The organism is Paraburkholderia aromaticivorans (assembly GCF_012689525.1).
GTDB classification, from domain to species: Bacteria; Pseudomonadota; Gammaproteobacteria; order Burkholderiales; family Burkholderiaceae; genus Paraburkholderia; species Paraburkholderia aromaticivorans_A.
The window spans coordinates 2,680,544-2,693,865 of record NZ_CP051516.1 but is presented as its reverse complement, the minus strand read 5'-3'; the positions used below and the strand labels follow the sequence as shown (position 1 = coordinate 2,693,865).

Sequence of the window (13,322 nt, the reverse complement as noted above, 5' to 3'; positions counted from 1 at the left end):
CACCCAACGCGGATACAGCGTCTCCTCGACGCGTTTACGGCAGTCTTTCAAGCGACTTGATACGGGGTATCCCGCAGTCGCTATGATGTGCGGTCAAACTGCGATCCACGCCTTATCCGCAGACCTTTCCGTTTCTTACCGGCAACCCATGATCGACTCCTTCGCGCGCGTTTCGGGCTGGCAACAGCTCTATCACCTGTGGCAACTGATCGTCATGCTCTGCAAGTTTCTCTGGGGACTGTTGCGTCTGCTGGGCGGTGGCTGAGCGCGTCGACGCGCCGCGAGGGAAGGGCGTGCAAGATTCGCGCGCGATATGAACGCGCGAGCACGCGCGAAGCATCGATCGAATGAATCGCGGGGAAGAAAGCAGTCGGGTCAGGCCGGCGCGCGACGCGTGCCTTCGTCAACCGGAACAGGCGCTCCGCGCGTACCGAGAAACGCGCGCAAATCGGTCATCACGCGCTCGGGTGCTTCTTCCATCGGAATATGGCCGAGCCCCGGATACATGACCGACTTCGCGCCCGGAATGCGGCTGGCGAATTCGGCGGCGTGCGCTGTCGGAATCCAGCGATCCTTCGCACCCCATAGCACCAGCGTCGGCACGTCGAGTGTCTTCAGCACGTCGGTGTCGACATCCTTGAAGTCGAGCGTGGGCACCATCTTGCCGATCGCGGTGCGCGTGCCTTCGCCGTGGAAGAACTCGACGTAGCGCCGCAGCGTCACCGCATCGATCTTGCGCGGATCGCCATAGACGTTGCGCACCGCGCTTTTGACGATGACCTCAGGCAGCCACCACGGCGAACTGACCCGCACCAGCGCGCTATTGAACAGGCCGATATAAATCGGCAGTTTCATCGGAAAGCCGGCCGAGTCGATCAGCACGAGCCGTTCAACCGCTTCGCGATGACGCACCGCATAGTCCCACGCAATCAGCCCGCCGAGCGAATTGCCGATGAAGGTCGCGCGCGAGATGCCGAGCGCCTGCATGAACATATCGATGAAACGCCGATAGGTCGGCAGATTCATCGTTTCGATTTCGCCGCTGCTGGAGCGCAGCGGTCCAGTCACGCCGAACGGCGGCAGGTCGAGGCGGATCACGCGATGCTCGCGCTTGAGTTCATCGGCGACCCGATTCCAAGTGTGCAACGAAGACGCGAAGCCGTGGATCATTACGAAGATCTCGCCGCTGCCTTCATCGACGTAATGCACGTCGGCGCCCATGATCTTCACGAATCTGGAGCCGCTTTGCGTGTAGCGTCGGCGCAATTCGTCGCGCGGCACACTGGTGATGCCGAGGCGCGCGGCGAGCGAGCGCGACGGTAGCGGGGATGTCGAGGCGGGCGTGCCGGAGTCGATGCTTGCCATGTTGGTTGTCTCCCTTGTCGTTCGATTTCTAGTTAGCGTGGCTTCGAATCGGATTCCATCGGCGGCGTCTTGTTCTCCCTGGCTGTCAGCCGCCGCGCGCGGCGTCAGGGCGCGAAGCGATAGTCGTGCGGACGCGCGCGGCGCGTGCGTTTTCGAAAGCTGAAGCTGAAGCCCGGCCACAACGCGGTAACTTTGCCGCTGCGGGTCTGATAGTAGCTACGACATCCGCTCGCCCACACGGAGTGCTGCATGTCCTTCTGCAAACGCGCGTTGAAATCGCGCTGCACGTCGGGCCGCAGATTCATCGTGCGTGCCTTGCGGCGACGCAGTACGCGCAGGCAATCGGCGATGTACTGCACCTGCGATTCGATCATGTAGAGCAGCGAGTTGTGGCCGAGGCCGGTATTCGGGCCCACGATCATGAAGAAGTTCGGAAAGTTCGCCACGCTGACACCGAGGTAGGCTTCCGGCCCGTCGCGCAGCCACTGAGCGCTGAGATCCGCGCCGTCGAGACCGGTCACCTCGAACGGCGCGGCGACGTCGTTGACCTGGAAGCCCGTGCCGCAAATGATCGCGTCGGCGGGGCGATGCACGCCGTCTTCGGTCACGATGCCGTCGGCGACGATCTCGCGGATGCCGCTCGTCACCACATCGACGTTCGGCTGGCTGAGCGCGGGATAGTAGTCGCTCGAGAGCAGCACGCGCTTGCAGCCGAACCGGTAGTTCGGCGTCAGCTTGGCGCGCAACTCGGGATCCTTGACGCGTCGTTCGAGGTAGCTCAGGCCGAACTTCATCGGCACCTTCATCAGTTCCGGATTGACGACGAATGCGATGGCGCGCGATTCGAGCTGCCAGTAGATCGCATTGCGCACGAAGCGCTGCGTGAACGGCAGATGCTGGAACAGCCAGCGGGCGCGCGCGTCGATCGGTTTGTCGGGCTTGGGCATGACCCACGGCGCGGTGCGCTGGAACAGATCGAGATGCGCGACGCGCGGCTGGATTTGCGGCACGAACTGGGCCGCGCTTGCGCCCGTGCCGATCACCGCGACGCGTTTGCTTTCGAGCGAATACGCATGGTCCCAGCGCGCCGAATGAAACAGCTTGCCTTCGAAGCGCTCGAGTCCGGCAATCCGCGGCATGGCCGGGCGGGACAGCGGACCGCTTGCGGCGATCACCACATCGGCCTCGATGTTTTCACGCACGCCGTTCACATCGATCTCCACGCGCCAGACCTGGCGCGCTTCGTCGAAACGCGCCGCGGCCACGCGCGCGTTGCAACGCACGTAACGCTCCACGCCATACTTGCGGGCGCAGTGCTTCAAATAGGCGAAGATTTCCGCCTGGCCGCCGAACGCGCGCGACCACGTTGGATTCGGCTCGAACGAAAACGAATAGAGATGCGAGGGCACGTCACAGGCCGCGCCGGGATAGGTGTTGTCACGCCAGGTGCCGCCGATATCGCTGGCCGCCTCGTAAATCGTGAACGACGTAATGCCCATTCGCTGCAGGCGAATCGCCATGCCGATGCCGGCAAACCCGCTTCCGACAATCGCGATGCGTGGCGCGGCAGGCGCGGCAGATGAGGCAGGCGTCACGGCGGTCTCCGGCATGGGGCGAGTTTCAGGCGTCTACATGTGTCTACATGTGTCTACTGCGGCATAACGCGCAGGGTAGACAACTGTGCACCTGACGTCAAGATCGTTTAGAGTACTGCTATTAAACGCGCGTAGCGCGCATCGATTGAAAACACATGACATCCGTACCGGAAGCGGCAGCCGCCGCCGAACACGGCGTTGCCGCAGGGCAGGAATTGCCGGCCGGCAAGCGCAAACTGATCGAAGCCGCGTTGCGCCTGACGGCGGGCGGCCGCAGTTTTACGAGCCTGGGTTTGCGCGAACTGGCGCGCGAGGCCGGGCTCAATCCCAACACCTTCTATCGTCATTTCGACACGCTCGACGATCTGGCGCGCGAAGCCGTCGAATCGGTGAGCCGCCGTTTGCGGCCGATGCTGCGGCGTGAGCGCTGGCTCGCCGCGCACGACGAACCGCATAGCGTGCCGCGTCGCGCCTGCGTTGCGTTCTTTGCGTTCGTGCTGGAGAGCCGCGCGGCGTTTTTGAGCGCGCTTGCCGAATATCATGGTACATCGCCGGCATTGCGCGAGGCCGTGCGCGCGAACCTTCACGAGGTGTCGGCGGAAATGGCCGACGACGTCGTTCAACTTGAATTGATGCCGACACTTTCCCGCGAAACCGTCGACGAAGTCTGCACGCAGATCGTGCTGCAACTCTTTCATCTCTCAGCTGAATATATCGATGCAGACAATGCGCGCCGCACTGCGCTGATCGCGTATGCGGAGCGTTTCATCGTCAGGCTGTTCGCCGGTTCGGTGGTGCTGGCGCAGCACGAGCCGGTCGGAGAACGGGTGCCGATGCGGGCGTGAAGCCTCAGAAAATGAATCGCCCATAACGAAACAGGCTCCATGAAGGAGCCTGTTTTCATTGACGCATGCTTGCCCGACTAGTTGGACTTCAGCAGCCGTGCGAAGCTCAGGTGTTGTCGTTCCAGCCGCCGGAGTCGTCGTTGCTGCCCATGTCGACGCCGCCGCTGTTGTCGCTCCAGTCGTTCGAACCCTGGCCGAAGTCGAGGCCGCCGCCATTGCCAGCGTCGTTGCCACGACGGCGCGCTTCGTCGTCGACGACCACGTCGCGCTCCACGACGCGCTCACGCCCGGAATTCAGCGCTTCGCCGAGTAGCACGCCGGTCAGCAGACCGCCCATGCCGCCGCCGAAACCACCGCCGCCTTGCTGCACGATAACCTGCGGCTGTTGCTGATACGGTCCTTGCTGCGGATAGGGCGCTTGCGGCGGATTGCCGAAACGTTCGGCTTCCTGCGCATACGGCGACTGCTGCTGCGCGCTGGCGGCCGGTGCGGCATACGGATCGGGCCGGCCCTCGAGGCGCGCGCGCATGCTACCGAGGCGCTGTTCCAGTTCGTCGAGCTGATACGGCGGCAGCGGATTCTTGCTGTTCGACAGCGTTTCGACGAGGCCACGCAACTGGTCTTCGGTTGCTTCGACTTCCTTCTCCAGCGCCTCATGACCTTGCACGGTGGAGAGCTTCACGTCGAGCTTGAGCGAACGCACGGTGTTGAGCATTTCCGTGGCGCGCTTGAGCTGCACGCGACGCTCGTCGTCGGCGCGCGTGTCGCCTTGGGCGCGGGCGCGCCGCAAGGTCCAGCGCAACACCAGCGCGATCACGCCGACAAGGACAAGGATGCCGATCCACATGCCCATGCCCGGACCATGCCGTTGCGGCGCTTGCGGCGCGATGGCCGACTGTTGCTGCACAGCCGGCGCGGTCTGCTGCGCGAACGGGTTGGCCGCGCGGCTGGTGGTGTTGCCGCCCGTGGCGCCTGCGCGTTCCGCGTCCTTGCGAATGCGCGCTTCGGTTTGCGCGAAGCGGGTCGGGTCAGTGAAGCGGATTTGCGGGTCGAGTGTCTTGGCCTGCTGCACCTGGGCGAGCGCGTCGGCGGAACGGCCTTCGCGGTCGAGCACCTGGGCATACAGATAGTGCGCGCGCGCATTGTTCGGATGCGCCTGCAGCACTTCGCTCAGACTGGCGTCGGCCTGTTGCCAGTTGCCTTGCGACATGGCCGATTCGATCTGCTGAACGGTGGGCACTGCGAACGCCACGGCCGACACGAACAGCAGTGAGGCAAACGCGGTTGCGAGAAATTTTTTCATTTACGGACCGGGCGCGTTGCGCCCGTCTCCTTCAGTCGATTCCGGCGGCTCACACGAAGGCCGCCGGTATGTACTGCTGCCGACGCAGTTACTGGGCCGGTGTATTGATCTGCTTCTTCAATGCTTCGAGACGATCTTCGACGGACGGCCCGCGGTTCAGATCCGCGAGCTTGTCGTCGAGCGCCTTGCCGCTCTTCACGTCGGCCGAATTCAGGCGGGCGTCCGAACGGGCATTCGACAGCGCGACCTTGTCTTCCATTTTCTGGAAATCTTCGGACAGATTCTTGCCGCCGATGCCGCCCAATGCCGTGGCCGCCACGTCTTTCGCCTGAGCGATCTGCTGCTTGGCTTGCAGAATGCTCGAGCGGGCGTTCAGGTCGTTGCGGCGCGTGCGCATGTCTTCGATCTGACTCTTGAGCTGCGCCACCGACGGCTCCAGCGTAGTCAGTTCCTTGGCGAGCGCGTCGCGTTCGGCTTCGGCCGTGGCTTGCGCGCCCAGGGCTTCCCGCGCGAGCGCTTCGTCGCCGGATTGCAGCGCGCGTTTCGCGCCGTCTTCGTATTTTTTCGCCTTGTCCGCGGCAACATCGCGCTTGCTTTGCTGCGTGGCCACTTGCGCCTGGATCTCGATCAGCGAGTTCTCGGCTTTGGCGATGCTCTCGTCGAGTTCGCGCACGATCTGGCGCGAGTCGCGCGACGGATCTTGCACGGAGTCGGCTGCGTCGTTCAGGAGACCTTTAAGCGTGCGGGAAATGCTGTCAAAAAGCGACATGAAAACCTCCAAAGAATGTAAACGGCGCTGAATAATCCCGCGCGCTTAACTGCATTCAACTGCTACTTTACGCCGCTGCGTGCGAAGCTGCGCAACGTTCGGACCGGAGTTCGGGGCGCGCGCGCCGATTGCAATAGCGGCAACGTAAATTGTTCGATTCGAATATCGAGTGGCAAACAGCTCAAAGGTTAAATCGCGCGACGCGTCATTCAGCCGCTCGCGGATATTACACCACGCGCTCTCTTAAAACCGCCTCAAAGGGCGCGATGACAGATTAGCCAACTTTGCGCGCGGCACGTGTCGTCGGCGTGAATAGGCGCGGTGCGCGTGTGCGGTGTTTACGTCCATTGTCGCCGTACGCGAGCATGGCTGAATACGTCCAACAGCCGTGCATGCAACGACACAAAAGACGCAAACGCCGAAGCTATTTTCAACGCGCAACGAGCCGCCGTTAATCGCTGGATGAGTGCCAACCTTGCAATGCCGAAAGCTCGCGCATTTTGAGTGACGCCGATGTAACGATATGCGACGCGCCGGAACGCGTCGTGCGTTATGCGTCGCACAGGCTCATTACGCGAAACGGCCGCCTTTCGTGCTGGGATCGCCAAGCGGATCGTCGTCGTCGCGCGGGGTGTCGACGCGCGGGCGTTTGAGCACGCTGCGCATTTGCGCTTCCGTATCGGTCGGCGGTGTGGATCCTCCCGCCGCCGCCGCTTCGGCCGCTGCCACGCGCGCGACGGCTTCGGCGGTTGCCGCGGCTTCCTCGTCGATGCCGACGGCGAGGGCGGCGGCGAGACCGGCCGGCAACAACGGCGCGGGCTCAGGCTCTGCTTGCCCCAAGGGCGCATGTGGCAATGCGCCCGGCGCCGGCGCGTTGGAACCCGCCGCGCCATCCGTGGACGCGCCGGTTGCGTTTTCGCCGCGCGTTTGCAAAGCCGGCGGTAATGCGGCGCGCGCGTGCCGCGTGCCGCGCGCGACCCGTTGCAGCGCGGCGTTGAGCGCGTCCGGCGCGCGGGGCGCGCGCAGGCGGTCGACGATGCTCGCCGCCTTCACCTGTTCGCTGGTCGCGCCGAAGCTCAAGACCGCGCGCCGCATCAGTTCGCTGACGCTGATGCCCATATTCTCGGCGGTGGTGGTGATCGCGAGTTTCTGCGCGGTCGTGACGAATACGACGATGCGTTCGCTGGGCTTATTCATAGTCGGCTCGCATACTTGTTGGCATGGGCGGTTCAAAGCGGGCATTTGGCGGACGCCGTGACGCGGGCAGGTGTTAGCGCGCGCCGAGTCCATCATATGACGAGTTGCCCCGCTGCGGAAAGGGCGCGACATGAAAATCCTGTGACATCAATGAGTTGTAGCGTTTGCGGGCCGCTTGTCCACAGGCCTTTCAACATTTTCTGTGAATAACTCGGGCGGCGCGTGAAAGCGCTCGTAAGACTGCCCGGAACGACAGACTCATTTCGCGCGAAGGGAATTCTTACAAAAAAACTAACTTGGACCGCGCGTGATTTCTTTTAAAATACGCTGTTACGTTGCGCCGGGCTCGGTCCGGGCGTGCCGTGCGGCCGGCCGGGGGCAAGGGGCCGCGCGGTGGTGTGCGCCTCAGGCTACGAGGCTCGATCACGATCCATGTGCGCGCCACGAGCGCGTGCAGAAAGGCGTTCAGTCATGCGCCCACTATTCCAGTCATGCCAATCATCAAACGACCGCATTCATCCAATTCTCCGTCTGGTGAAGACCGGGATTCCTACCAACGCACTCCAGGACGCAATGCAGCTTCGCGCGACGCCGAGGCCGGCCGCCGTTCCATCGGCGCGACTCTCGCTATCTGGTTCGCCAGCCTGCTCGCGACCATCGCGGTGGTGGGCGCGCTGATCGTCGGCTATGCGCTCGTGGTGATGGGGCCGCAACTGCCGTCGCTCGACGCGCTGACCGACTATCGTCCGAAGGTGCCGCTGCGGGTCTACACGGCGGACCATGTGCTGATCGGCGAGTTCGGCGAGGAGCGGCGCTCTCTCGTGCGCTTCCAGGACATTCCCGATCAGATGAAGAAAGCGGTGCTAGCGATCGAAGACTATCGCTTCTACGAGCACGGCGGTGTCGACTTCATCGGCATTCTGCGGGCGGGTGTCTCCGACCTCTCGCACGGCGGCGCCTCGCAGGGCGCGAGCACGATCACCATGCAGGTGGCGCGTAACTTCTTCCTCTCGAGCGAGAAGACCTACACGCGCAAGATTTACGAAATGCTGCTCGCGTACAAGATCGAGCGCGCGCTGACCAAGGATCAGATTCTCGAGCTGTACATGAACCAGATTTATCTGGGCGAACGCGCCTATGGTTTCGCCGCGGCCGCGCGCGTGTACTTCGGCAAGGATCTGAAAGACATCACGCTGGCGGAATCGGCGATGCTGGCTGGCTTGCCGAAGGCACCGTCCGCGTACAATCCGGTGGTCAACCCGAAGCGCGCGAAGATCCGTCAGGAGTACATTCTGCGGCGCATGCTCGAACTGAGATACATCAGCCAGGATCAGTACGATCAGGCCGTGAAGGAAGAGATTCACACCAAAAATCCGGGCAACGAATATAGCGTGCATGCCGAGTACATCGCCGAAATGGTCCGGCAGATGATGTATGCGCAATACAAGGACGAAACCTATACGCGCGGCCTGAACGTCACCACCACGATCGACTCCGCCGACCAGGACGCCGCTTATCGCGCGGTGCGCAAGGGCGTGATGGATTACGAGCGGCGCCATGGCTATCGCGGGCCGGAAGGTTTCGTGCAACTGCCCGCGCCGGGCGACGACCGCGATCAGACCATCGACGACGCGCTAACCGATCACCCCGACAACGGCGAGATTATTGCAGCGGTGGTGACGGACGTGGGTCCGAAGCAGGTCAAGACGCAACTCGTGGACGGTACACAGGTGACGATCAGCGGCGATGGTCTGCGTTTCGCCGCCGCCGCATTGAGCGCGCGCGCCACGGCCGCCACGAAGATCAAGGTCGGCTCGATCGTGCGCGTTATCGCCGACGACAAGGGCAACTGGCAGCTCACGCAATTGCCGCAGGTCGAAGGCGCGCTGGTGTCGCTCACGCCGCAGGACGGCGCGATCCGCTCGCTGGTGGGCGGCTTCGACTTCAACAAGAACAAGTTCAACCACGTCACGCAGGCGTGGCGTCAGCCGGGTTCGAGCTTCAAGCCGTTCATCTATTCGGCGGCGCTCGACAAGGGCCTCGGACCGGCCACGATCATCAACGACGCGCCGTTGTATTTCCCGTCGAGCACGCCGGGCGGCGACGCGTGGGAGCCGAAGGACGACGACCAGCCGGACGGTCCGATGCCGCTGCGTCTCGCGTTGCAGAAGTCGAAGAACCTCGTGTCGATCCGCATTCTGTCGTTCATCGGTACCAAGTACGCGCAAGACTTCGTCACGCAGCGTTTCGGTTTCGACGCCGACAAGACCCCGCCGTATCTGCCGATGGCGCTCGGTGCGGGCCTCGTTACGCCGTTGCAGTCGGCGGGTGCGTATTCGGTGTTCGCGAACGGCGGCTTCCGGATCAATCCGTATCTGATCAACGAGGTGACGGATGCGCGCGGCCAACCGCTCTCCAAGGCGCAGCCGCTGACGGCCGGACGCGATGCGCCGCGCACGCTGGAACCGCGCAACGCATACATCATGAACAGCCTGCTGCATTCGGTGGCGACGGCCGGCACGGGTGCGGGCACCAATGCGCTGCATCGTACGGACTTGCAGGGCAAGACGGGGACGACCAACGACGCGAAGGACGGCTGGTTCGCCGGTTATCAGCAGTCGCTCGTGGCGGTGGCGTGGATGGGTTATGACCAGCCGAAGAGTCTCGGCAGCCGCGAATTCGGCGCGCAACTGGCGTTGCCGATCTGGGTGGAATACATGCAGCGCGCGCTGCGCGGGGTACCGCAAAGCGAACCGGCGCAACCGGACGGCGTGACTTCGGTCGACGGCGAACTGTTCTATACGGACATGACGCCGGGCAATGGCTTCGTCGCCAGCATCGGTCTGGATTCGGCGAATCCCACCGCCGGCGTGAGCGATGCGGTCGGCGGCGTGGGCCCGGCGGGTATGACGCCGCCGGTGGTGCCGCCGCCGAGTGTCTCGTCGAACGAGAAGAAGCAGATCATGGATCTGTTCGAGTCGAACAAGCCGTGATGTTCTCCAAGGGGACTCCCTTGGAGCGCGGCGGGCGTGTGTGGGCCGTGTGAATCTTGCGGCCGCGCACGCGGGCAAGTTTTTGAAAGAGCAGGAAAGCGCCGCCCGGCACGGCTTTCGTGCCGTTTGTCGGGTGGTCCACCCGGCGGATTGTGTGCCCGGCATGCGCGGTGTGTTTTAATCACGCCGGCGGTGCTTTTCTCAAGGGTCCTGAAGGACGCCCGATCCCTAAACGGTGTCGGCCTCCGGCACCGCTGCGTCTCGCCGCGAGCGAGACGTCCATTCTCGAATTCCGCGCCGCGCGAGACCCGGTATGACGCGCGCGTATGTCACTTCGTCCGCCGGCAACGTTGAGGTTGCCACGGACGGCGTGTTTGCCATCCAGCATCCACCGGGTCCCGCCTTGTGAAAAGTCGAATCCTGATCTGTCTGATGACAGGTCTGCTGCGCGCGTTTGCTTTTATGCCGTATAGCGTCGTCGCGCGAATTGGCACCGGTATCGGCGCCTTGCTGTACCGCATTCCCAGCACGCGCCGGCGCGTCGTGCATACCAATCTGAAGCTGTGTTTCCCGGACATGAGCGACGAGGCGCGCGAACGTCTGGCGCGCGCGCACTTTTGTCACGTGATCCGCAGCTATGTCGAGCGCGGGCCGCAATGGTTCGGCAATGCGCAGGCGCTGGCGCGGCTCGTCGAAGTGGAGAGCGCGATCGATCTGTCCGACATGGCGGGGCAGCCGACGATTTTCGTCGGCTTCCATTTCGTCGGCATCGAGGCGGGCTGCATGATGTATTCGACGCGGCATCCGGTCGCCTCGCTCTACACGCCGATGTCGAACCTCCTGCTCGATGCGATGGCCAAGCGGCAGCGCGGTCGCTTCGGCACGGAGATGATTCCGCGCAGCGATAGTGTGCGACGCGCGTTGCGCGCGCTGCGCGACGGCAAGCCGGTGATGCTCGCCGCGGATATGGATTTCGGCTTACGCGATTCGGTGTTCGTGCCGTTCTTCGGCGTGCCAGCCTGCACGCTCACATCCGTCTCGCGGATGGCGCGCGCGGCGAATGCGCGGGTGGTGCCGTTCGTGACCGAAGTGCTGCCGGATTATCGCGGATACAAGCTGAGTATTTTCGAAGCGTTGAGCGATTTTCCGTCCGACGACGCGGCGGTTGACGCGCGGCGTATCACCGAGTTTCTCGAGACGCAGGTGAGGCGGATTCCTGACCAATACTATTGGGTGCACAAGCGGTTCAAGAATCGGCCGGCGGGTGAGGCGAGTGTTTATTGATGTGGGGCGGCGTTAAATGCGTCTGGGGGTGAATGTGGTGCGGGGTCAAGTACTTAGGTGGGATCTCCTGGCGTTATCAACAGCCCTGTCAACACGCTCTGTGGATAAACTGCAGCACCGCCAGTCATCCCCGCGGCACTTGACCCCGCTGCATCCACCGGCACCTCAAGTAACAAACCCATTCGGGTCAAGCAGTTAACCGTGTAGCCCCGGAGTTATCAACAACCCTGTCAACACAAACTGGGGATAACGTTGAGGCCTCCCAGGGTCTTCGTTGAGTGAAAAAGCCATCGTTCAACGCCCGCTGGTTCATTCCGTACCGCACACACAATTCCCCATGCGTTCAAGGTGTTAGCCTGCTTGTCAGATAGTTTTCAACAGGCTCATCAACAAAAAGTGGGGATAAGTCCGTGGCGATCAGTACGGAATCCCAGGTTTAGCTAATCGACAACGCCCGCGTTCGCCGCCGGAACCGCCGACGCCGAAGCCGCGGTCGCTGCGTTTGCGGAAGACGCCGCCGATTCAAGCGGCGGATTCCCCATCGCCTGGAACAACGCCGCCGTATCCGTCAAGCGCGCGCTCGTGTAGCGGATCTCATCGAGCTGCGCGTTGCGAAACTGCTGCTCACTCGAACGCGCTGACGCAATAGGCACCGCACCCAGCCGATAGCGCCCTGAGGTTTCGTCGAAGATACCTTGCGCCGAACGCGCGGCAATGTTCGCGGCATCGAGCGCCTGCGAGTCGTGCTCGAGCGCGGCGAGCGTGTCGGCGACATTCTGGAACGCGGCCAATACCGTCTGTTTGTACTGCGAGACCGTGGCATCGTACGTATCGACCGCCGCGCGCCGTTGCGCGAACAGGGCGCCGCCATGAAACAGCGGCTGCGACAGCGCCGCGCCGATGCTCCAGATCGCGCCCGCGCCGGAGAGCGCCACCGGCCAGCTAAAGCCGCCTTGTCCCATCGACGCGCTCAACGACAGGCTCGGGAACATCTGCGCCGTGGCGACGCCGACATCGGCCGCCGCGGCCTTCAAGGCGGCATCGGCGGCCTGGATGTCGGGACGCGCGCGCAGCAGTTCCGAGGGCACCACCACGGGCACCTGTTCAGGCACATGCAACTGCGCGAGTTCGAGATCGTCCGGCGCCGCATCCGGCGTGCGGCCCAGCAGCACCGCCAACGCGTGACGCGTGCTCAGCCATTGCTGCTTCAGCCCCGGCAAACTCGCGGACAGACTGGCCGCGCTTTGCTGCGCGCTCAACTGATCGGCATGCGAAACCGCGCCCAATGCATAGCGCCGCTGCGTATCGCGAGCCTGATCGTTGGCGATCGTCACGAGCCGTTCGGTCGTCTCGATCTGCGCATGCAGCGCGGCGCTGGTGATCGCGGCGGTCACGATATTGGCGGCCAGCGCGCGGCGCGCGGCGTCGAACTGATACGCCTGAACGTTGACGCGCGCCGCGAGCGCCGCGTCGGCCAGACGCGCGGCACCGAACAGGTCGAACGTATAGTGCGCCTGCAATTGACCGACGAAGATGTTGTATAGAAACGTGTTCGGTCCGATCTCGGGGATCGCCAACGCGCGATTGCGAGTCGCCTGGCCGCCCAGGTCGATGGTCGGCAACAGCGAACTGCCGATCTGCGCGCGCAACTGCTCACGCGCGGCGGCGAGGCTCTTGTCGGTCGCGGCGAGCGTTGGGCTGTTGCGCAGGCCTTCATCGACGAGCGCGTTCAGCGCGTCCGACTGATACAGCTTCCACCATTCGGGCACCGGCTTCGCGCCGACCACGAACTGCTGCGTGACGCCTTGCGCGGGCACGGTTTGCGTCGGCTGCGCCTGTGCGCCGTAGTGCGCCGGTTGCGGCATCGCGGGCGGCTCGCCGCTCGGCCCGAACGAGCAGGCGGCGAGCGTGCATGCCATGCCGGTGAGGGCGGCGATGCGCGAGTATCGGGAGAAGACGAAAGTGGCCATG

9 protein-coding genes are annotated in these 13,322 nt (G+C 63.6%); 3 read left to right on the top strand and 6 right to left on the bottom strand.

Translation table 11 applies throughout. The annotated features are described in order from the left end of the window. Positions 1 to 375: 375 nt before the first annotated feature. Complete coding sequence (locus tag HF916_RS40205; RefSeq protein WP_168794265.1) at positions 376 to 1,365, bottom strand: alpha/beta fold hydrolase; 990 nt, start codon at positions 1,363 to 1,365, stop codon at positions 376 to 378. A gap of 104 nt (positions 1,366 to 1,469) precedes the next feature. Continuing rightward, positions 1,470 to 2,960 carry a flavin-containing monooxygenase gene (locus tag HF916_RS40200; RefSeq protein ID WP_168794264.1) on the bottom strand — a complete coding sequence of 497 codons (1,491 nt, stop codon included), beginning with the start codon at positions 2,958 to 2,960 and terminating at the stop codon, positions 1,470 to 1,472. A 155-nt stretch (positions 2,961 to 3,115) separates the two neighbouring features. Here HF916_RS40200 and HF916_RS40195 point away from each other — a divergent pair, with 155 nt between their 5' ends. After that, the gene (locus HF916_RS40195) at positions 3,116 to 3,805 is read left to right on the top strand and encodes a TetR family transcriptional regulator (protein WP_206001968.1); all 690 of its coding nucleotides are present in this window, start codon (positions 3,116 to 3,118) and stop codon (positions 3,803 to 3,805) included. Between the two features lie 106 nt (positions 3,806 to 3,911). Here the strand turns inward: HF916_RS40195 and HF916_RS40190 are convergent, their stop codons facing one another. From HF916_RS40190 to HF916_RS40180, 3 genes are all read right to left on the bottom strand, one after another. Then, on the bottom strand, positions 3,912 to 5,108 hold the full coding sequence (locus HF916_RS40190; protein WP_168794263.1) for a tetratricopeptide repeat protein: 1,197 nt from the start codon (positions 5,106 to 5,108) through the stop codon (positions 3,912 to 3,914). A gap of 88 nt (positions 5,109 to 5,196) precedes the next feature. Next, entirely contained in the window at positions 5,197 to 5,877 is a 681-nt protein-coding gene (locus HF916_RS40185; protein WP_168794262.1) for a PspA/IM30 family protein, read from the bottom strand. Between the two features lie 570 nt (positions 5,878 to 6,447). Further along, positions 6,448 to 7,074, bottom strand: coding sequence for a hypothetical protein (locus HF916_RS40180; RefSeq protein WP_168794261.1), 627 nt, complete (start codon positions 7,072 to 7,074; stop codon positions 6,448 to 6,450). A gap of 491 nt (positions 7,075 to 7,565) precedes the next feature. Between HF916_RS40180 and HF916_RS40175 the strand changes: the two genes are divergently transcribed. Beyond that, positions 7,566 to 10,067 (top strand): penicillin-binding protein 1A, encoded by a 2,502-nt coding sequence (locus tag HF916_RS40175; RefSeq protein ID WP_168794260.1) that lies wholly within the window; start codon positions 7,566 to 7,568, stop codon positions 10,065 to 10,067. A 432-nt stretch (positions 10,068 to 10,499) separates the two neighbouring features. Further along, on the top strand, positions 10,500 to 11,351 hold the full coding sequence (locus HF916_RS40170) for a lipid A biosynthesis lauroyl acyltransferase (protein WP_240975702.1): 852 nt from the start codon (positions 10,500 to 10,502) through the stop codon (positions 11,349 to 11,351). Between the two features lie 440 nt (positions 11,352 to 11,791). On the opposite strand, the gene HF916_RS40165 is transcribed toward HF916_RS40170, so the two are convergent. After that, complete coding sequence (locus HF916_RS40165) at positions 11,792 to 13,321, bottom strand: efflux transporter outer membrane subunit (protein WP_168794258.1); 1,530 nt, start codon at positions 13,319 to 13,321, stop codon at positions 11,792 to 11,794. Between the last annotated feature and the right edge of the window lies 1 nt (position 13,322).